This is a genomic window from Ruminococcus flavefaciens ND2009, from assembly GCF_000621785.1.
Classification (GTDB): domain Bacteria; phylum Bacillota; class Clostridia; order Oscillospirales; family Ruminococcaceae; genus Ruminococcus; species Ruminococcus flavefaciens_C.
Genome location: NZ_KK211347.1, coordinates 272,785 through 293,894, shown reverse-complemented (window position 1 = coordinate 293,894; position 21,110 = coordinate 272,785). Strand labels below are relative to the sequence as shown.

The 21,110-nt window shown below is 46.4% G+C and carries 20 protein-coding genes; all 20 read right to left on the bottom strand.

All coding sequences use genetic code 11. The features are described from left to right. Positions 1 to 191 precede the first annotated feature (191 nt). Entirely contained in the window at positions 192 to 1,043 is an 852-nt protein-coding gene (locus tag T488_RS0111665; RefSeq protein ID WP_028520955.1) for a CPBP family intramembrane glutamic endopeptidase, read from the bottom strand. Then, the gene (locus T488_RS0111660; protein ID WP_028520954.1) at positions 1,033 to 1,743 is read right to left on the bottom strand and encodes an ABC-2 transporter permease; all 711 of its coding nucleotides are present in this window, start codon (positions 1,741 to 1,743) and stop codon (positions 1,033 to 1,035) included. Before T488_RS0111660 ends, T488_RS0111665 begins: the two co-directional genes overlap by 11 nt. Continuing rightward, positions 1,743 to 2,492: a hypothetical protein gene (locus T488_RS0111655; RefSeq protein ID WP_028520953.1), complete on the bottom strand. Its 750-nt coding sequence runs from the start codon at positions 2,490 to 2,492 to the stop codon at positions 1,743 to 1,745. The genes T488_RS0111660 and T488_RS0111655 overlap by 1 nt, the downstream gene beginning before the upstream one ends. Further along, positions 2,492 to 3,370: an ABC transporter ATP-binding protein gene (locus T488_RS0111650; RefSeq protein ID WP_028520952.1), complete on the bottom strand. Its 879-nt coding sequence runs from the start codon at positions 3,368 to 3,370 to the stop codon at positions 2,492 to 2,494. Before T488_RS0111650 ends, T488_RS0111655 begins: the two co-directional genes overlap by 1 nt. A 1-nt stretch (position 3,371) precedes the next feature. After that, a complete protein-coding gene (locus tag T488_RS0111645) occupies positions 3,372 to 3,746 on the bottom strand; it encodes a GntR family transcriptional regulator (RefSeq protein ID WP_028520951.1) in 375 nt (124 codons plus the stop codon). A 277-nt stretch (positions 3,747 to 4,023) separates the two neighbouring features. Further along, positions 4,024 to 5,640 (bottom strand): DUF5131 family protein, encoded by a 1,617-nt coding sequence (locus T488_RS19345; protein WP_082320514.1) that lies wholly within the window; start codon positions 5,638 to 5,640, stop codon positions 4,024 to 4,026. Between the two features lie 361 nt (positions 5,641 to 6,001). Further along, a complete protein-coding gene (locus tag T488_RS0111635) occupies positions 6,002 to 7,240 on the bottom strand; it encodes a DUF4434 domain-containing protein (RefSeq protein ID WP_242838347.1) in 1,239 nt (412 codons plus the stop codon). Between the two features lie 183 nt (positions 7,241 to 7,423). Beyond that, entirely contained in the window at positions 7,424 to 8,032 is a 609-nt protein-coding gene (gene rfbC, locus T488_RS0111630) for a dTDP-4-dehydrorhamnose 3,5-epimerase (protein ID WP_028520948.1), read from the bottom strand. After that, positions 8,032 to 8,919 (bottom strand): dTDP-4-dehydrorhamnose reductase, encoded by an 888-nt coding sequence (gene rfbD, locus T488_RS0111625; RefSeq protein WP_028520947.1) that lies wholly within the window; start codon positions 8,917 to 8,919, stop codon positions 8,032 to 8,034. Before rfbD ends, rfbC begins: the two co-directional genes overlap by 1 nt. Before the next feature lie 3 nt (positions 8,920 to 8,922). Next, entirely contained in the window at positions 8,923 to 9,951 is a 1,029-nt protein-coding gene (gene rfbB / locus T488_RS0111620) for a dTDP-glucose 4,6-dehydratase (RefSeq protein ID WP_028520946.1), read from the bottom strand. 12 nt (positions 9,952 to 9,963) lie between these two features. Continuing rightward, complete coding sequence (gene rfbA / locus T488_RS0111615; protein WP_028520945.1) at positions 9,964 to 10,851, bottom strand: glucose-1-phosphate thymidylyltransferase RfbA; 888 nt, start codon at positions 10,849 to 10,851, stop codon at positions 9,964 to 9,966. Positions 10,852 to 10,862: 11 nt separating this feature from the next. Continuing rightward, the gene (locus T488_RS0111610; protein WP_028520944.1) at positions 10,863 to 11,978 is read right to left on the bottom strand and encodes a DegT/DnrJ/EryC1/StrS family aminotransferase; all 1,116 of its coding nucleotides are present in this window, start codon (positions 11,976 to 11,978) and stop codon (positions 10,863 to 10,865) included. Between the two features lie 356 nt (positions 11,979 to 12,334). Then, on the bottom strand, positions 12,335 to 13,585 hold the full coding sequence (locus tag T488_RS0111600) for an ATP-grasp domain-containing protein (RefSeq protein ID WP_028520943.1): 1,251 nt from the start codon (positions 13,583 to 13,585) through the stop codon (positions 12,335 to 12,337). A gap of 2 nt (positions 13,586 to 13,587) precedes the next feature. Next, entirely contained in the window at positions 13,588 to 15,075 is a 1,488-nt protein-coding gene (locus T488_RS0111595; RefSeq protein WP_242838338.1) for a lipopolysaccharide biosynthesis protein, read from the bottom strand. Then, complete coding sequence (locus tag T488_RS17800) at positions 15,075 to 16,094, bottom strand: glycosyltransferase (RefSeq protein WP_051536439.1); 1,020 nt, start codon at positions 16,092 to 16,094, stop codon at positions 15,075 to 15,077. The genes T488_RS0111595 and T488_RS17800 overlap by 1 nt, the downstream gene beginning before the upstream one ends. A 57-nt stretch (positions 16,095 to 16,151) precedes the next feature. Further along, the gene (locus tag T488_RS0111585; RefSeq protein ID WP_196243317.1) at positions 16,152 to 17,249 is read right to left on the bottom strand and encodes a hypothetical protein; all 1,098 of its coding nucleotides are present in this window, start codon (positions 17,247 to 17,249) and stop codon (positions 16,152 to 16,154) included. Between the two features lie 205 nt (positions 17,250 to 17,454). Continuing rightward, positions 17,455 to 18,498, bottom strand: a complete 1,044-nt coding sequence (locus tag T488_RS0111580; protein WP_082320512.1) for an NAD-dependent epimerase/dehydratase family protein — start codon at positions 18,496 to 18,498, stop codon at positions 17,455 to 17,457. 29 nt (positions 18,499 to 18,527) lie between these two features. Continuing rightward, positions 18,528 to 19,253: an IspD/TarI family cytidylyltransferase gene (locus T488_RS0111575; RefSeq protein WP_028520939.1), complete on the bottom strand. Its 726-nt coding sequence runs from the start codon at positions 19,251 to 19,253 to the stop codon at positions 18,528 to 18,530. A 15-nt stretch (positions 19,254 to 19,268) separates the two neighbouring features. Further along, positions 19,269 to 20,186, bottom strand: a complete 918-nt coding sequence (locus T488_RS17795; protein ID WP_028520938.1) for a glycosyltransferase family 2 protein — start codon at positions 20,184 to 20,186, stop codon at positions 19,269 to 19,271. Between the two features lie 13 nt (positions 20,187 to 20,199). Then, entirely contained in the window at positions 20,200 to 21,108 is a 909-nt protein-coding gene (locus tag T488_RS0111565; RefSeq protein ID WP_037297985.1) for a LicD family protein, read from the bottom strand. Positions 21,109 to 21,110 lie beyond the last annotated feature (2 nt).

Below are 21,110 nucleotides of genomic sequence, written 5' to 3'. Positions count from 1 at the left end.
CCTTTTCCAAAGACTTTTGGCTGGTTTTTATCAGGACAGGGCGCCTTAAATATAATAAAAAGGCATATATTATCAAGCGCCCTGTCCTGATAAAAACGAAACAGAGTCCTCAGAAAAAGAATAAAGGGAAGCACTTCTCTCAAAGAGCTTCCCTCAATATCACCCGTAAACCTTCTGTACGAGCGTCGCCCTTACACTGAGGGCGTTTTTGTTTTTTTCATTCGCAGCAGGAGGTACATGAATACAACTGCCACCAGAGCCATGGGTACATATCCGAAAACGTCCGCAAGTTTTCCCACATCTGCGTCCTCGGGTATATCGCTCTCCATAAACAGCGACATGAGTGCATTCTGGCTTTGGTTGAACATGAAATGCGCTACCACCGCAGGGAATACGCTGTCGGTCTTCTTTGTGAGCCACATAAGGAACACTCCGAAGCAGGTCAGCATTGCCAGCCTGCTGAAGGCGCTCTCCATTGAGTATGAAAGAGAACCGCCGCCTCCGAGGTAGTTTGATATATCAATGGGGAAATGCCACAGTCCCCACATGATACCGCCTGCGAGACAGGTCCCGAAGGTGCCGAAGAGAGGCTCCATGGTGCAGTTCATATAGCCGCGCCAGCCCAGCTCCTCGCCCAGCAGCCCTGCCGATACCACAGCGGACTGCCCCATGAGTATGAATATGACTGAGAGCATGTTTTTTGCCGTAAATCCGCTGAGCCTGCTGCCGTATCCGCTGATGATGACGGGAAGAAGCATTGATGCGGAAAAGCATACCAGCGGCAGCGCAAATGCCAGCAGATACCATCTGAAATTACCTCGGAAATTGAAGTGGAGCTTCAAGTCCCCGAAGCCCTCTTTAGTGACCGCCCTTGTGATAAGGCAGGCTATGGCAGGAGAGAAACTGAACAACTGAGTAATGATGAAGCTTACCCTCGCCGAAGTCTCCATGGGCTTTCTGAAAACTATGAGCAGAAGGCTCAGTGCAAAGGCGATAAGGAGATACAGTCCCAGACGCTTGATGTTTGCCTTTTTATTTGTCATACTTCTCCGCTCCTTTCAGATAGACCCTGCACGATATGCGGTAGGAAGCATAGTATGCAGCCAGAGCAGCAACAGCTCCCGCAGGAAGCAGGGGCGATCTTGTGTACTCTGTGAATGCCTTGCATACACTATTGTACACATCTTCAAAATTGTCAATGTTTATCAGCAGCACCGTAAAGAGAACCACGATAATCGCCAGCACAGAAATTAGCTTTATGGTATTGCCCTTTTTTGCACCGAAGCGATAGAAAAGCGGTATATCCACCGACCTGAGAAGGAACTGAATGAATACCAGCGGTACTGCAATTGCAGAAGTCGTACTCTCAACCATCATTCCCTTGTCGGCAGCAATGGCTGTAATAAGCTGCTCACACAGCGTAAAGCTCGTCAGGAACAGCAGTGACATTACGAATATCATCTCGTACTTAACGCGGAGAAAACCTCTGTAGCCGTCAGATGTTGAGGAGACGAAATACGCCCAGAGCCTGCGGTCATCGCCGTTGAGAACAGCCATCTCCATACCTCCTGCCAGCAGGAGTCCGCCTATCAAGCCTATCTCCAGCAGCTTCTGAAAGTCAGAGGCTGTCTCACCGCTGTCACGGAACATTATCAGCACTATCAGCGGAATAAAACCGCTGACAACGGTAAGGAGTATATATCTCAGGTTCTGCTTCAACTCCTTATAGACGAAGCCTGTCATTATGCTTCTCTCCTCTCGTATGATCTCCACATTACAATGTAATATAATGCGCAGATAAGAACAAATACAGCAGCGCTTATCAGTATAAAGTAACCCTTATTCATAGTGTCTATGATGTTAATCAGCCTGTCTGCAATACTGATCTTTTTTCCGGAACCGATCTTGATGGGGAAATGTGTGAGAATGAAGAACAGCGCCACACCTGCGGCAGAGGCAATGATGCTGAACTTTTTCAGGTCATTCCTGCTGTTTGCCATAAGCAGTATACCGCAGTAAATGGTATCGAAAACCAAAGCAATTGAAGAAACGATAAGATATGTGCTTATAGTGCTTCCTATTATTTTTCCGCCGATGATCGCCTTTGCAGCTGCGGCATAGCAGAAGATAAGAGCTGCATAGAATATCATCATGATAAGCTTCATCATAAGGTCCGAAGCAGCTCTCTGCTTTGCCGTGGGAGGAAGTGCATAGGAATATCTCTTCCAGCCGCTGGCTATATCAGCCTTGTGGACCCTGTTGTTCATTCCTGCGATAAATCCGCCTATAGCTGCAAGGAACAGCGCTACGACTGCGATGGACAGCTTGATCGTCTTTATATCCTCCGACGGAGCGTCAAGGACAGACTGCTTTTCCACAAGAACAGGAAGAATAAACACAGTCTCCGTCAGCAGGAAAAGTATAGTCATCAATATATAATGTCCGCGTGAGAGTCTCCATTCTCTGTAAACAAGGGATCTGTACATTTTCATTACGACCACTCCTTTGCTTCTCTGTGTACATAGTAGAGCATTATATCATCAAGGCTTGCGGGGTCGATCACCGTATCCCTGTACTTCATCTTTGCGCTTTCACGGTCGCTGACCATTATCTCGGCGCCGAAATTATTGGTTCGTACGCTTACGATGTCCTCGGGGTCAACATTCTGAATGTAGTCCTTTGCGCACCTGAGTATACCGTGGCTTTCGAGTATCTCGTCCTTGTAGCCTGTCAGCAGTATCCTGCCCTTGTCGATGAATGTTACCATATCGGCTATCTTCTCAAGGTCAGAGGTGATGTGTGAGGACATAAGAATGGAACGCTCGCCGTCTGAAAGGTACTCCATGAAGATGTGGAGTATCTCGTCGCGGACAACGGGGTCCAGTCCCGTGGTAGCCTCGTCCATTACCAGAAGCTCGGCATTGTGGGACAGGGCACAGGCTATCTGGAGCTTCATCTTCATGCCCTTTGAGAACTGTCCTATCTTCTTTTTCTTCGGAAGCTGGAAACGGTCGATATACTTCATATAGGTCTCGTCGTTCCAATCGGGATAAAGTCCGCGGAATATCTTTGCCATATCCTTTACGTTGAACATATCGTGGAATGGCAGCTCATCGAATACCACCGCGATACGCTTTTTCAGCTCCGCCTCGTCCTTTACATGGTCCATACCCAGCAGGCTTATCTCACCGCTGTCAATATTGGTGATATGGAGCAGACTGCGGATAGTGGTGGTCTTGCCTGCACCGTTCTGTCCGATAAATCCCATGATACAGCCCTTGGGCACATCAAAGCTTACATTGTCCAGCGTAAATCCGTCATAGCGCTTGGTTACGCCCTTTATGCTGATCGCATTCTCATATTCATTCATATTATTCCCCTCCGTTTACAAGGTCCAGCAGCTCGTGAAGCTCGTCCATAGTAACGCCTGCCTTGCGGGCAGTCTCTCCTGCCTCCATGAGCAGGCTTTCGATACGCTTGATCTGCTCCTCACGATAAAGCTCTAAATTCTGCGCCTTTACAAAGGAGCCCCTGCCCGTATAGCTTTCGATAAAGCCGTCGCGTTCAAGCTCCTCATAGGCACGTTTTGTGGTCATGAAGCTGATACGGAGCTCCGTTGCGAGAACGCGCATGGACGGCAGAGCTTCCCCCTCTGCCAGCTTGCCCTCCAGTATCAGCGTTTTTATCTGGTTGGCGATCTGTATGTAGATCGGCTCACCTGATGAGTTACTGATGTTGATATTCATAAGTGCACACTCCTTGTGGTTATAAAACTCTGTTATACCTTCCGGATTGTATAACGAAGTTCAAATTGTATAACTACTATGTATACAATTATATCAGCAGTGTTACACTTTGTCAAGGGGTTTTTAAAAAAAAAAATTTCCCCGACTTCGTTCACGAGTCAGGGGACCTTCGTAAATCGGCATGATACAGGCATTTGCGCCGCTCTGAAAAAAATAAAAAAGGCAGCCCTAAAGCTGCCTTTAATGTATAATGATCGTATATGTATAATATAATTTCTCATGAAGAAAGCGCAGGTATGCTCTCAAGGAAGATGATATCCTTGCGTCTTGAAGCTTCCTCGTCCGCGAGGACTGCAACCTTTGAGACAGGTGTTCCGCCAGCCTGCTCTACAAGAGCCGCCAGCAAGTTCAGTGACTTGCCGCTGCTGATAACATCGCCTGCAATAAGGACTTTTCTCCCCTTCATCGCCAGGTAGTCCTCTTTCTCAAGATAGAGCTTCTGCTCCTCTCCGTCGGGACAGACCGTAACCTCTATGGTATCAGCCATATATACCCTTGCTGACTGACATACCACAAGATAGCTCTTTCCGCTCTGACGCGCCATTTCGTAGGCCAGAGGGATACCCTTGGTCTCGGCGGTCAGTATCATATCAAACTCAGGAGCACCTGCCAGCAGACGTCTTGCGCTCTCAATGGTAAGCTCAACATCGCTGAACATAGTCAGTGCCGCGATGTCATACCTGTCATCGCCAGTGCAGTCCGCCAGACGTTTTTTCAGTTCAGCGACCTTCTGCTCATAGTACTCTGAGAATCCCTTATTCTTCGCTTCAAGATTTCTTTTGCGTATTTCCTTTGAAACACGGACAGGCTCAGGAGACTGCTCCATGAAATCATAGCCGTTCGCCTTTACCAGAGCTCTTATATCCGGCTCCATTTTAACAGGTATGCCCAGCTCGATACACTTGTCAACAATATCCTTGATCCACTCAAACCTGAGCGGAGTAGCATTTTTGCCTACCTCTCCTCCGATGATGACCCATGAGTTCTCAAGTCCGAAGGTCTCTGCGAACTCCTCAAGGTGAGCGGGCTCGATGTGCTCAAGAACGGGCTGATATATGACACAGCCTGTGATACGATGATTGCCCGCATTTCTGATAAGCTCGGTGATACGGTCGGTATACTGATTACGGTCAACAGTACAGGACATGATAACATTCCTGAGGTCGGTGCCATTGGGCACTGTCTCAAGTCTTATACCCTTCGGGCGCTTGGTGATGAGCTGGAAAGTATCAAGATACTTGCCCTTCCTGCGCTTGAGAGCGTTTGCCGCAATGATCTGCTGAAGGAGATTTTCCTGCCATTCGGGTCTCCAGCAGCCGTAATCTGACATATAGTTCAGGAACCAGTCGATGGGGTCATCGTTCTCGATGTTGAACAGCTCGGGAACGTCATAGCCCTCCTCGTCCTTGGTTATCTTGTAGGGACCGCGGAATACCTGTCTCCCGAAATCCTCGGTTATTTCAAAGTGCTCCACCACTTTCTTGGTAAAGCAGTAGGGACAGCCCACGGGACAGCCCACAACGGGCGAAAAGACCTTTGTGTTGAGGTGAGTGTCATAGTTTATGTCTCTGAGTATGCGCTTGAGTGCCAGCTGGTGTCCGTCATAGTAGGCATGGAGCTTGAATATCTGATCGAGGAATGCCTGATTGAGGTTTTTATACTCCTCAAGCTCCTCTCTGACCGGGTGGACATTCAGCTTCAGCTTCATAAAGTTAAATCCTCTGAAGTTACAAATAAGGGTGTTCAGAAGCCTGTTTACTATCTCAGGCTTTTCGAGCATAGTTATAATGCCCGCCGACGGTGCGTCAGTGTAGTAGTCTTCAATTCTCAGCATAATTTTTCTTGCCCCTCAGAATTTCTTTTTCTTATTTTCCCAAAGACGTATGATAAATGAACGCAGCCGCGAACAGTGCTAAAGATGCGGATACGCTCGTCAGCTAATGTTTTGATTTATCCGTCTGTGATGAGAATATGCGGGATCATCCGAAAAAAATTACTGTGACTGACAAGACCGCCCTGTGCAGCTGCACGGAGCCGTGACTTATCCTGAAGGGTATAGTGCTGAGATAATGCATGAAGTGTGATGGGGGGGATAAACGCCGAAAACGGCAAAAACAAAGCTAATTAAAATTGTGTTATTATATACTCTTTTATTTTAGCATACATCGCCTACTTTGTCAATTATTTATCGAAATTTATTTTTTTATCAGTGCTCTGCGCATGGCACAGAGGTCAAATACGTCGAGGATCCCGTCCCTGCACATATCCGCAGCTCCGCTGTCAGCAAGCTCTGCGCCGGAGACTGCAAGGAGGCGGCGCTGAAACAGCACCAGATCTGCCACATTGAAGCTGCCGTCACCGTTGACATCGCCGCTGACCGCTCCTGTGTTGAACTCCGTGAACTGCCTGTTCAGTACGCTGTCTGCGGCGTAGTAATGGTTCCAGGAGAAGATGATGTGTCCTTCCCCCAGATCAGCTGTGGCAGAGTAGTTTTTCACGAAGCTTTCAACGGGCATGGCTTTCAGCTCAGAGCCGAAGCATTCATGGTTTATCAGAAAGCGCACACGCCCGTCCACAGCGCTTTTCTGCTCCACTGCCCATTGTCTTATGACCTCGGGAGGATAGTCTCTTCCCCCTCCGTCCTGAGGAGCATATATATCATCAAAGCGGAAGCCGCTGCGATAGATCAGGTCAGTCATGAAGTCGCCGAACTGCTGCGGAGAGGACAGCTCCTTATTGTAAAAGGGACTTATCATCACAGGCTTTTCGGGACAGCTTTGCTTCACCGACTCAAGGCACTCCCTGATATTGCCGCCGATGATCTCTGCATAGCGCCCTCCGTCAGAGCCGTCGCAGGCGGCGTCAATGTTCCAGACCTCGTTGGTGTAGTACCAGCCTGCTATCTGCTCACCGTATTCATCGCCGTAGCGCTGCCATATCTCGGTGATGAGACTGGCGGACAGCTTAGCGTTGTCCCCGCACCAGTCCACGAAATAGCTGTCGGGCTGCCCCCAGCCGTAATTCCACCACATATCGTCACTGACAGTGCCTATCCAGAGCTTCATATCCGCTGCCTTAGCAGCTCTCAATGCCAGCTCCAGAGCGTCACCTCCGTTCTGTGAGGAATGATAGTCCGCCTTAACTGCTGACGGAAACATACAGAAGCTTTCTGCCGAGGGATAGGACTCAGGATCGTGCTTCTCTCCCCTGCACTCTCCGCGGACTATATCATATGAAGACTGAAGTATCAGGGACTCAAAGCCCGCTTCCCTTGCGGCGGTGAATTCCTGCTCCCAGCGCTCCGGGCTCCAGTCGCGGCAGTACCAGTTCTGTATGAACGATGAGCTTATCCGCGGACTGGTCTCCGCTGAATACGATGACAGCGGAACTGCACCTGTGCAGCATATCAGTGCAGACAAGCAAAAAATAAGCATCTTTTTCACGGTGTCACTCCTCCCGTTTGTACTTTATTATATTATATCACGAAGCCTCGCACCATTTCAAGGCTTTCACAGCCGGAACGATCATGTGAGCTTTCATGGTGATAAGAAGACATGAGCCGTAAAAAAAGCTCCCCGAAGCCGTTTAGCTGCTTCGGAGAGCTTATTTATACGCATTTAAAAGCTGAACGTATTTTCAAGTGTATCCCACTTTTTGTCCTTATCGGAAAGATTAAGCGGAGTTCCGTCACTGAGGGTATAGCCCTCACTGTCGGCAGAGCCCTTATACTCGCCGATAACATCTGGCCAGACGATACCGATAGAGGGATCGTTCCAGGCAAGTCCGCCCTCATCGTTGGGATGCCAGAAATCATCGCACTTATAGCAGAATTCCGCAATATCGCTCAGAACCAGGAAGCCGTGGGCAAAGCCCTTGGGAATCAGGAACTGCTTCTTGTTCTCCTCTGTAAGGAGAACGCCGTACCACTTTCCATATGTTGCGCTTCCGCTTCTCAGGTCAACTGCAACGTCAAAAACGCTGCCTCTGATAGCTCTTACCAGCTTGGTCTGGGGAAACTGCTTCTGAAAGTGAAGTCCGCGTAGAACTCCCTTTGAAGAACATGACTGATTATCCTGAACGAAGGTGATGTCTATGCCTGCTTCCTCCATATCACGCTGAGAATAGGTCTCCATGAAATAGCCGCGGGCATCGCCGTGAACTGCGGGAGTTATAACGCAGAGTCCCTCAATTCCTCCGACGTTTTTCTCAACTGTTATCTGTCCCATTATAAAATCTCCTTTATGTACCTCGAAAGTGCATCCTGCCATGTGGGAAGGGGCTTGAAGCCGTTCTCGGCAAGCTTAGACTTGTCAAGCCTGCTGTTGAAGGGCCTTGCCGCCTTGGAAAGTCCGTATTCTGCTGTGGTAACGGGAGTTACCTTTGTGGACATTCCTGCCTGACGGTATATCTCCACTGTGAAGTCGTACCATGAGATATAGCCGCCCTCGTTTGTGGCGTGGTAATAGCCGTACTTCTCTGTCTCAGCCATGTCAACAAGAAGTCTTGCAAGGTCGAGAGTGTATGTGGGAGTTCCTATCTGGTCGGAAACTACCCTTACCTCATCGTGGGTCTTGCCCACGTTTATCATTGTCTTGATGAAGTTCTTGCCGTTTACGCCGAATACCCATGCGATACGCACGATGAAGTACTTATCCAGTGTATTTGCAACTGCAAGCTCGCCGTCCAGCTTGGACTGTCCGTATACGTTCTGGGGAGCATAGTCCTTGCAGTCGGGCTGCCAAGGCTCTGTGCCCTGTCCGTTGAAAACGTAATCGGTGGAAATGTATATCATCTTGCAGTCAAGCTTCCTGCACACATTGGCGATATTCTGCGTACCGTCAACGTTGATAGCCTTGACCTTGGGCTTGTTCTCCTCGTCCTCGGCAGCGTCAACTGCTGTCCATGCGGCACAGTGTACAACAACATCGGGCTTAGCCTCGGTTATTGCCTTCTCTACTGCCTCAGCGTCTGTGATGTCAAGCTGAACGTAGGGATAGTCTGTGGGGACAGACTCCAGTATATCGGAGCCTGTAGCCTCATATCCGCGCTTTGCCAGCTCGTCCATTACGTCATGACCAAGCTGTCCGCCTACACCTGTTACGAATGCCTTCATTTATCACACCTCTGCACGGTTGCCGTACATCTTCTCATAGTAGTTCTGATATTCGCCTGAGATGATGGTCTCCCACCACTCGCGGTTCTCCAGATACCACTTGATGGTCTTCTTGATGCCGTCCTCGAACTTTGTCTCGGGCAGCCAGCCAAGCTCGTTGTGGATCTTTGTGGGGTCGATAGCATAACGCATATCGTGGCCCTTTCTGTCCTCAACGTGTGTGATAAGGCTCTCGGGCTTGCCAAGCTCCTTGCAGATGAGCTTTACGATGTCGATGTTCTTCATCTCATTGTGACCGCCTACGTTGTAGACCTCGCCTACCTTGCCCTTATGGATGATAAGGTCGATTGCACGGCAGTGATCCTCAACATAGAGCCAGTCACGGACGTTCAGTCCTTCGCCGTATACGGGGAGAGGCTTGTCAGCCAGTGCATTTGCGATCATAAGGGGTATCAGCTTCTCGGGGAAGTGATAGGGACCGTAGTTGTTTGAGCATCTTGATATTGTCACAGGAAGTCCGTAGGTTCTGTGGTAAGCCATTACCAGAAGGTCAGCGCCTGCCTTTGATGAGCTGTAAGGGCTGCTTGTATGGATAGGAGTTTCCTCTGTGAAGAAGAGGTCGGGGCGGTCAAGAGGAAGGTCGCCGTAAACCTCGTCTGTGGATACCTGATGATAGCGCTGTATGCCGTACTTTCTGCAAGCGTCCATAAGCACCTGTGTACCGAGGATATTGGTCTGAAGGAATATCTCGGGGTTCTCGATAGAGCGGTCAACGTGTGACTCAGCCGCAAAGTTTACAACGATGTCGGGCTTCTCCTCCTCGAAGAGCTTGTAGATAGCCTCTCTGTCGCAGATGTCTATCTTCACAAAGCGGAAGTTGGGGTTCTTCATTACAGGCTCAAGTGTTGAGAGATTGCCTGCGTAGGTCAGCTTGTCCAGACATACTATTCTGTAGTCGGGATATGTCTCGAGCATATGGAATACGAAATTAGAACCGATAAATCCGGCTCCTCCGGTTACAAAAATTGTCATGTCATTAACTCCTTAATACTTTATTTTGCCTTCGGCAACTCTTCTGAGATGTGCTCCGTAGGGCGATTTTCCATACTTCTCTGCGGACTTCATCAGTCCATCATTATCTATCCAGCCGTTTATATAGGCTATCTCCTCGGGAGCGGAGATCTCAATGCCCTGACGGTTCTGGACCATCTGTACGAAGTTGGTAGCCTCTGCAAGACTGTCCATTGTTCCTGTATCCAGCCATGCAAATCCACGTCCGAGAAGCTGAACGTCAAGAAGTCCGTCCTGAAGATACATCTCGTTGAGAGTAGTTATCTCAAGCTCGCCTCTTGCCGAGGGCTTTACCTGATCTGCTCTTGCGCTTACGCCTGCGGGATAGAAATAAAGTCCCGTAACAGCGTAATTGCTCTTAGGCTGTGCAGGCTTTTCCTCTATGGAAAGAGCCTTTCCGTTCTCGTCAAAATCCACTACGCCGAAGCGCTCGGGATCGGGAACGTAATAACCGAATACTGTCGCACGGGAATTTTTCTCTGCGTTTTCCTTTGCAGAGCGGAGTATGCTTCCGAAGCCGTTGCCGTAGAATATATTGTCGCCAAGCACCATTGCGCAGGCGTCATCGCCTATGAATTCCCTGCCGAGAATGAATGCCTGAGCAAGTCCGTCGGGACTGGGCTGCACCTTGTAGCTGAGCTCAATGCCGTACTGTGAGCCGTCGCCGAGAAGTCTCTCAAAGTTGGGCAGATCCGTGGGAGTTGAGATTATCAGTATCTCCTTTATGCCTGCCAGCATGAGAGTGGACAGCGGATAGTAAACCATGGGCTTGTCATATACGGGAAGCAGCTGCTTCGATGTTACCATTGTGAGCGGATACAGTCTTGTGCCTGAGCCGCCTGCAAGAATTATGCCTTTCATTTTTTCACTCCTTACTTTTTGCATTTAAGAACAACTTCACAGATCCTATCCACATCTTCAAGACTTAACTCTTCATAGAGCGGAAGAGTGAGAACTCTTTTGCTGATATGTAATGCAACAGGAGTCTGATTAACGTCATACTGACCATGGAAACACTCAAATGTGTTCGTAAGCGGATAAAAATACTTTCTGGCACCTATGCCGTTTTCTGCAAGTGCCGCCATAACTTCATTTCTGCTTGAACCAAACTTCTTTTCATCAAAGATAACAGGGAAATAAGCATAATTTGATTCAACGTTTTTCTGTACAGGGCTCAGCTGAATGCCTTCGACATTTTCCAGATGGCTCCTGTATCTTTCAACTACATTCTTTCTGCTTGCTATTGCTTCATCCAGATGGCGAAGATTACAGAGTCCCATTGAAGCCTGGAATTCGTTCATCTTGGCATTTCCGCCCACAAACTCTACTGATTCGGGACCGTGTATTCCGAAGTTTTTCATATCATTCAGAAGCTGAACGAGCGAATCCTCCTTGAAGCATACAGCTCCGCCTTCGATAGTGTTGAAGACCTTTGTAGCATGGAAGCTGAACATCGAAGCATCTCCGAAGCAAGCTGAGCTTACTCCATTGTACTTTACTCCGAATGCGTGCGCAGCATCATAGATGACTTTAAGATCATACTTGTCAGCGATACGCTGTATTTCTTCAACATTACAGATGTTGCCGTAAACATGAACAGGAACGATGGCACAGGTCTTATCTGTGATAAGCGACTCGATCTTTGAAGCGTCCATTGTAAAATCCACAGGATCGATGTCACAGAATACAGGTATCAGACCATTGCGCACTATGGCGTGTGTAGTTGAAGCAAAAGTGAACGGAGTAGTTATGACCTCTCCGTTTCTCGGAAGATTCATTGCTGCAATCACATTTTCAAGTGCCAAATGTCCGTTTGTATAGAGTGTTACGTGAGGAACATCAAGCATTGTCTCAAGCTCAGCCTGAAACTTCTGATGCTTGACTCCCATATTAGTGAGCCAATGGCTGTCCCACAGCTCTTTGATCTCTTCGCAGTATTCCTCATAGTCCGGCATTGAGGAACGGGTGACTAAAATTTTATTATTCATAACGCATTAATCCTTCTTCCATTCACAAATAACTGTTTTTAGCTTTCCTGATGCAAGAACAGGTATCGCATCATAGTTTTCACTGAGAATATACTTGTTTACAACAGGATATTCAGATAGCTTCTTTCCTCTGTATGATCTATAGAATTCAGAATTCGTTGTTGCATGATCAAGGAGGTCATCAAGGTTCTTGCGCTGTATTTTTTTCCGTAATCATGATCGTTCATAATTTTTTGATTTGAATATAATGCTTCCTAACCTTGCGTCCGTGTAATATGTCGTCTGTCCAGAATAATGTCCTTTTAATAAAAGCGTCCAGACTCATAATATAGACCTCCTGAACAATCTACTCTAAATCAATATTCGCGGTTGATTATTTCAGTATCAAAAGGTCTTAAAAGCATATTATCGCCGTTTTCGTCTGTTACTCCGAACTCGGCTATAACTGCGTCAACACGTTCTTTAAGAAGCTCCGGAGTAGGTGCTACGATAAAGATGTTCGCTGCCATCTGGCGCTGAGTGCCAAGCCCGGCAACTACCTCGCCGTCCTCGTAATTTGGGTTAACTCCCACAACTCCGTTGAATCTTCTTATCTTTTCAACACCGGAGATGTGACCTATCCTGCCCTCCTTGACAAGCGGAGAGAGCTTGCACGCCCACATACCGTGGAAGTAGGGGTCAGCCCTGTCAGCTACCTTCTTATCGCTCATCTTTCCGTTAATAGCATAATTGATGAGCAGCTCCTTTGCGTCTATGCCCGTAAGCTCGGAAACTATCATGTGCTCCTGTGCGCCGTTGAGGCGGAATCCCGGCTCATAGATGTAAACAGAGCCGTTATCTATGAATGACTGGAGGAAGAGCACGCCATTTTTAACGTTCATTCCGCGCAGCATATTCTTCACCTTTTCATCGACCTCAGCCTTATAGCGCTCCATATGCTTTGAAGGGAAGATATAGGCGGAGGGGAGCTGGGTTATACCCTTCTGCTCCTTGCTTGTGTATCTGTCGCACATAGCGACCATCGTAGGCTCACCGTCCTGGATCACGTAATAGATTATTACCTCAAGACCGGGCATATATTTTTCAATGAGAAGCTTTTTGCGCATCGAAAAGCTGAGAGCTTTTTCGATAGCGACGTCAAGCTCCTGTCTGTTCTGACAGATCGAGATGCCCTTTGAGCTTGAGCTGTCAACAGGCTTTACGACCACAGGGTATACAACCGAATCAAGGTCATTCACAGAAAACTCAGGTACTACCGGAACATCATATTTGCGGCAGGTGTTCTTGAAGTTGTCCTTGCATATCATAATATCGAACTGCTCCATAGATGCAAAGCAGGGATAATCAAGTATCTCACAAACTTTACAGTAGGAAGGAATGAGTGCCTCAGCAACACCGACAAGAACACCGTCTATCTGTTCTCTCTTTACAAGATCAACAAGACCGTCAACGTCCATTCCGTCGACATCACAAGGAACGTCGGCAAACTTCTTTGCATATGTCATCTTGTTATAATCAGTAACATATGTTTTTATCCCCATCAGTTTTGCTTTTTCGATAAGACTGATGGTCTCCGGATTTGCGCCGATAATCAGTAATTTCTTCATAATCATACCTCTTTTTTCTTATGTTTTCTGAATAAGCCTTTTACAGTTGAAATGATATACTCAAAGCTGTCAATATGGAATAATTTCGAGCCTAAGATATACACAGCGAATCCCACAGGCACCTGGAGCAGCAATGTAACAGCTGCACTCAGACCGATGTACTGAATGCTGAAAACCACAGCTCCCATGAACAGAGACAGGCAGATCTGCGGTAACATATCCCTCAGCTGTTCGAAATAGCTGTAATTCATCAGCTTTCTGTTCGGAAGTGAATTGATTATCTGATTCAGGACCGAAGTTACCAGCATACTGTATGCCATTGCCAGCGGAGAGATCCACATTGTTGAAAGCAGCGCGATTATTCCGACAGTCTTCTTGGCTATTTCAAGCTTCAGGAACAGATCGCTTCGTCCCATAGCCTTGATCGCATTCAGATTTGCCGTATGTATGGGATAAAAAGCATAGGAGAAACAGAATATCCTCAGGAAGGGCACGCATGGCAGCCACTTATCTGTCAGCACCAGTGAGACGATAGGTCCGGCACACACCGCAAGACCTACCATAAGAGGCATCATTATATATGTGCTGGTTTTGATAGAGCGTCTTGTCATGCTCTTGACTAAAGAAACATCATCCTGTGCCTTTGACATTGTAGGAAACAGCACGCTGTCAATTGAAGAATTGATATTTGTTACGATAAGCTTCGGGAACTTATCTCCCTGATTATAATGTGCAAGCTCTTCCTTGGAGTATATTTTTCCTATTACGAGCTGACGCAGGTCTGTATATATGGTATCGATCAGCGCAGAGATCAGCAGCTTCCAGCCATAGGAAAACAGACCCTTGAGGCGGCTTAAAGAAAACATTTTCTTTGGGCGCCACTTGACCGTTATCCACAGGATAGTTGTATCAACAGCTGCATTGAAAAGCATCTGTGCGACTAATGCCCAGACTCCGAAGCCGTTATACGCCATGACGATACCGACAACAGCAGCACCTATAGTACCTCCCAGAGTTGAGAAAAAGAAGCACTTGAACAGCATATGCCTTGAAACATATGCCTGCTGAACGTTCTTGACTCCCGATATGAGTATTATCAGACTCAGAACACGTATGACAGGAGTCAGCTCAGGCATTTCATAAAAATACGCGATCAGCGGAGCTGCCAGGAATATCAGCAGATACAGGACCGTGCACACCACCATATTGAAGTAGAACACGCTTGAAAAATCAAGATCGTCCGCATCTTTCTTCTGTATCAATGCGTTTCCCATTCCGCTGTCTACGAAGACCTGCAAAATAGTCGTGAATATGGTAACAAGAGCAACCGTACCGTACACGGAAGGATCCAGCAGTCGTGCAAGCACGATGGAAACTATGAATGTAACGCCCTGAGCTCCGCAGCGTTCCGCAAAACGCCAGAAGAAATTTGCCAACACCTTGGAAGAATTAGACTGCATTAAAGTATCACCCCTATTTTTATCTGTCATCAATACTGCTTCTTCTTTTTTGTCCACAGCCTTCTGAGGAACAGTCGGCACGGACCTATTTTTGTCAACAGGAAAAATACTTTTTTAGACAGCGAGTTGTTGTATGCTTTAGCTTTGGCGAGCTCTTCTTTATCATTCACGATCGCCATCTGTTTATACGCCCTTTTGTAAAAACTATCGTTTATAGCCTTTACAGCGTCTTCGGACAGACCATATTTTTTCGCAAGCTCAATTCTTGTTTTATAAAGTGCCTTGACTCTTGAATATGATTTTTCGATATTATTCGTATGTGCTGCACTTTCAGCCAGTATCCTGTATACTGCTGTCGTATCTTCCTTCAAGCAGTATACATTGGAATTAGCAAGGGCATAGGCGAACCAGACGAAGGTGCCGTCCGGTGATTTCATCTTCGTAGCCTCTTCAAAGCATTTTGCAAATACTTCTCTTCTGAACACCCATGTCATCGGACCCGTATATCCGGGCTTGATTATCCATTTTTCAAGGTCGTAATCAGACCTGTATTTATCACTGCGGTTCTTTAAAACGCTCTTTTCGGTATTGCCTTCATCCTGATGATAAATGTCAAAGTCAGTAGAGCACAGTCCGCATTCGGGGTGGCTCTCCATATAGTCAACCTGCTTCTGGAGCTTATGCTCATCTGTCCAGTAATCATCGCCCTCGCAAAAGGCGATATACTTGCCTGTCAGATAGGGCATTACTATCCTGCCGACTTTGCCGCGTTCCTTTGAATGCTGGTTTTCTGTCTGAAGGATAGGCTTGAATAGTGAGGGATATTTCTCCACATATTTCCTGATTATATCAGCCGAACCGTCAGTTGATGCGTCATCGTGTACCACTATCTCAAAAGGGAAATCGGTGATCTGCATCAAAAAGCCGTCCAGGGTTTTTTCAACGTAATCAGCATGATTGTATACCGTACATCTTATGCTTACAACAGGAGTATCTCCATATTCCTTTTTCCAGCCTGACTTTACCGAACTTTCATCTCTTGAAATCATATCGTTACTCCTTTTGTATTTATAGATAATGATCCGCTTTTCAGCGCCCTGTACGCGTCAGACAGGCAGCATATTTCTTCTGTTATTCATAAACAACAGGCTTAGCAAGCGTTCACTGCCAAGATAGTTGACTCCGTACGATATAAGGAAAAGGAAACACATAAACTCATTCTGCGTAAACAGAATATCCTTAACATTAATAATGACAAACACCATGCTGAAGAAAAAGAATAACCATTTTGTCCTGCTCTTGTAAAACGGCTTTATAAGTAAGAATGCAAGACCGAAAATGCCCAGCAGATATACTATTCCGCCGATCCAGAGGTAATTGATATATCCTACATCGGTGCCTTTCAGTCCGTAATGCATGCCTACAGCATCCTTGCCCGATCCGAATATCAGCATCATATCCGACGGAACGGTCCATATAGAATCAGATGAAGCATAGTTGAAGTAACCGCTTTTCTCTCCTTTGAAGAGACCGCCTATCTGCTCAAAGCCTGACAGCACCCATCCTGCATACCATGAATTGGAGGAGTTCTGCATAGACTTCAGTGCAAAGGCACCTAAAGCGACCACTACCACCGCAGAGCATATTCCGATCGTCAGACGGCGCAGGGTCTTGACGGTCAGCTTTTTGAAATGGGTGAAAATGACGAATGCGCTGCCGAGAAGCAGCAGGACCAGTGCGGTTCTGGAGTTGAGAACTATTGATATTATCATCAACGGAGTTGTCACCAGATAGCGCTTGTCCTTTAAGGCATACTTTATCATTATCACAGTCATCGCCACAGCTACCAGCGGTGCATAGTTCGTCAGATGGAATGCCAGACCGTAAAGTCTGTAATATGATAACGAAGTATATCTGTCCGCATCGTAACCATACATGATAAAGCGGTTGAGCACCCATGTATGGAAGGGCGGAAAGACAAAGGATACAACAGACAAAAGTCCCTGTATATTACAGCAGGCAACGAGGACCATTATGAGATCATGAAAAGTTGCCTTCTCTTTTTTTAATGTGTTCAGTATGCAGAAGCATATCGGCATATATACTACTATCCAGAACAGCGGACCATATACCGCTGCTTTGATCGGCTGATGATTCAATGCGGCAATAAAAGCCACATATAACAGCAGACATACGATCAGCATGATCGGATAAAAAACAGTCTTTTTCTTCAGGAAAAGAAAGAAGCTGTTAAGATTAAAAGCAATATAGCCGTAAGCTAAAACTGCCAGAAAATAATGTGTACCTATACTTATAAAAGGCGGAAAGTAAAGGAATAAGAAGGTAAACATTATCAAAGCGGCAATTTTGATTTTTTTATTCCAGATCTTACTCATAACAATAAATGCACTATTCTTTCTCTGTTTCAATAACAGATGCGAGCATATTTCTGTACATTCCCTCAAGATCGGTGACCGGCTCCCAACCTAACTTCCTGAGTCTTGAAACATCGAGCATCATGTACAGTGTAGAGGCATAGCCCTGCTTCCGGACATCTGCAAGCTCCACAGATACCTTTATACTGCCGTTTGCTACCTTTTCGGCGACCAGCTTCGCCATTTCCATGATAGAACAGTAGGTATCAGGATTGGCTGCATTATAGAAGCCCTTCCTTTCGCCCTTGAGAAGAACGGCAAGGATAGCGGTAACACTGTCTGCTGTATAGAGATAGCACCTCTCTGTTTCGCCCATTGTTTTGAGAACTATATCTCTCTTTTCAATAGCTGAGCGCATGAATTCGGCAAATACTCTGCCGTCGGAATAATCCACCCCGGGACCGAAGGTCTGGGTAAGTCTGATGGTCATTACGTTGACGCCGTATTCCTCAGCATAAGAGGAGCATAATGACTCACATATCTGCTTGCTGAGAGGGTAACAATTCCTTACAGATGATGTGTCAAAGCCGGCTGCCTCATCCTCGGTAACAGTGTGACCTTTTTCGGGATGGCCGTACACTTCCATGCTTGAAAGGTATACAACGCCCTCTACCTGCTTTTTTCTTGCAATTTCAAGAATATTTCTTGTGCCGTCAACGGCAGTATTGATAGTCTCAACAGGGTGCTCGATAAAAGATCTGCTTGAAGTCACGCTGGCACCGTGGATAATGTAATCCACATCGCCGCTTATATCCATCGGCATGGTAACATCGCCTTTTATGAATGACAGACCATCATAGTCAGCCTCGTCCTCAAAGATCTTTCTTGCTTTTTCTTCACTGCGTACCAAAGCAGCTATCCTGATGCCGAGGTTTCTTTTTTTGCTGACAAAAACGACAGCCTTGATCAGATTTGATCCGATCAGTCCTGTTCCGCCTGTGATAAGTATGGTCTTATTGCGCAGCTTATCCCACGGAATGAATCCGACTGAATCTATATATTCAAAATCAGATCTCATTACTAAACTATTCTTCATGCTATCTCCTATCAGCTTATATATATTTGCTCGTTTTCCTTAGCTTCCAGAACTGCTCTCATAGTGAAAAAGTCATCTGGAGTTGTTATCTTGATGTTCTCATAGGGACCGTCTATCATAAATAATTCGTGTCCGTATTCCTTCATCAGGGTACAGGAATCAATGGCATTTGTCATGCCCTGGCTGATAGCCTTATTCTGTACCTCAAGGATCTCATTGAGCCAGAAGCTCTGGGGAGCCTTTGCAACTCGTGAGTGAGCTCTCGAAGGCACTTCAACGATCTTGTTATCATCGTCAACAACAACTATGGTCTCCTTGACAATACCTGCTGTGATACAGCATCCGTGCTTCTTGACACATTCGATGTTCCTGGAAAGTAATTCGGGGTTAATGAGCGGACGAACTCCGTCATGGATAAGGACTATGGCGTCCTCATCGCCTGCGACCTCCTTAGCGGCGTTAAGTCCGTTATAGATCGAAAGCTGACCTGTCTCGCCTCCGGGGACGATCTTTCTCACCTTTTTGATGGAATACTTTTCTATAAGCTTCTCAAGGTAAGGTATCCATTCCTCTACAGAAGCGATAACGACGTCATCTATATCGTCATTATTCTCAAAATGCTCGAGGGTATGGATAATGATCGGCTTGTTGAAAATCTCAAGGAACTGCTTGGGACGGTCCTTGCTATGCATACGGCTTCCTACACCGCCTGCAAAAATAACTCCGATATTTCTCATGGATGCTCTCCTTTTTTAAAACAGGCCCGAAAGGACCTTAAAAATAAATAGTATACGTTTTTCGTTATTGTATCTGCAAAGCCTTTTGGAATCCGAGATCAGTTTCAGCAGATTCTTTTTCGGCTTGCCAAGTACCCTTATATACGAATCATCAGGAATATATTCACCGAAGCTCCTGACAAGCTCGTCAGCAAATGAGCTTCTGCCCTTTCTCTTTGAAGGGTCCTTGATCTTTTTCCATTTCAGCTTGATGTCGTCTGCCAGAGTAGCCTTCTGTCCGCCCACAACATTGTTTTCGTGCTGTCTGTACTTTATAAACGATCTTTCATCATAGACAATACCGTTTACGGCAGAAGCGGCACCTGCAAGCCACACATCGTGTATCCTTTTTCTGAGAAGCTCCTTTGAAGGTCTTCTTGCCTCTTCGCTTATGAGCTTTTTGAATTCAAGGGGGAAAACCATTGTACAGCCTGCAAGCATATTCGTGAAGATGATACTTTCGGTCGAGAGGTGTATCTCTTCATCAGTATAGCGCAGACCCATGGTATTTCCGAATTTATCAACATTCTCCTGATTTGATGCATACAGCGAGCACTTTGATTCCCTGAGAAGCTTTATCGCCTCGGCAAGCTTCTCTTCACACCATATATCATCCTGATCACTCAGGGCATAATAATCAAATGTATCCGGGGCACCGTACACTAAATTCATAAAGCTGTTGCCTACGCCGAGGTTATGCTTTCCGACGATCAGATGGATGCGCTTATCCGTCGAAGCCATCTCCCTGACGATGCTCAGTGTATCATCCTTTGAGCCGTCATCACGGATATAGAGCTCTACGTCTGCATCCTTCTGTGCCAGGATACTTTCTATCTGCTCTTTAATATACTTTTCCCCATTATAGGTACTCATCAATACAGCAACTTTTTCCATACGGCTCTTCCCTTTACAGTTTTATCTCGGTAATAAAATGACTTTCTCTGTGCTGAACATCAGGGACCTTCATATAATCGCTTCCGTAGAGTCCCTCAAGATACTTTCTGTGATCGGCAGGAGCGAAAAATTTGTGCTCCCTGAAGCTTATCTCAGTCAGAGGAAAGAAGGTTTTTGTAGGATATATCTCGCCAAAGTAATGCTTTCTTCCTGTAGCGCTTGTAACAAGAGCAGATTTTTTTCTGTAAAAAATGGTTTTATCCACTCTGTCGAACCACTTTTCAGGTGATCTGAAAGCAAAAACAGTTCCGATGATACGCCTCATCCATATAAAGAGCTTTCCGTCCTTGCTCTTGGAAAGATATGCTCTCTTCTTTTCGCTCATAGTCTTTTCGTCCATAACGCACGATGCTATAAACATCTCTGCATTAGCTTTAAGACCTCTGAATTTTCTCAGGTATCTGCCTTCGGGCACATAATCGTAAGGGAAAACGTCGATATACACCGAAGAAGGCTGGAGAGGATTATCCTCACCGATAGTCCTGAGCACGGTGCCCTTCTTGAAAATCTGCATGAAGCGGTTAGCGTTGGGGTGAGGGCTGTTCGGACATCTGAGCTCATACATATCCGAAAACTCCTTATCGAAGATCTTTTTCATTTTTTCGTAATCACTGCGCTTCATTCCGAAGTCCATATCATCATCCCACGGGATAAAGCCGCCGTGTCTTACCGCGCCAAGAAGACTGCCGCCCACAAGAAAAAGCCTGATACCGTTTTTGCGGCATCTTTTTTCGATGTCAACAGACATATTATAAAGGCAATCCTTTAAAGCCTCATGCTCCTCATCTGTCATAGAACGGGCATTTTTATCGCTTCTTGCCAGTTCGTTAAGAATGTCCTTATAATTAAAACTAAGCTTCATTT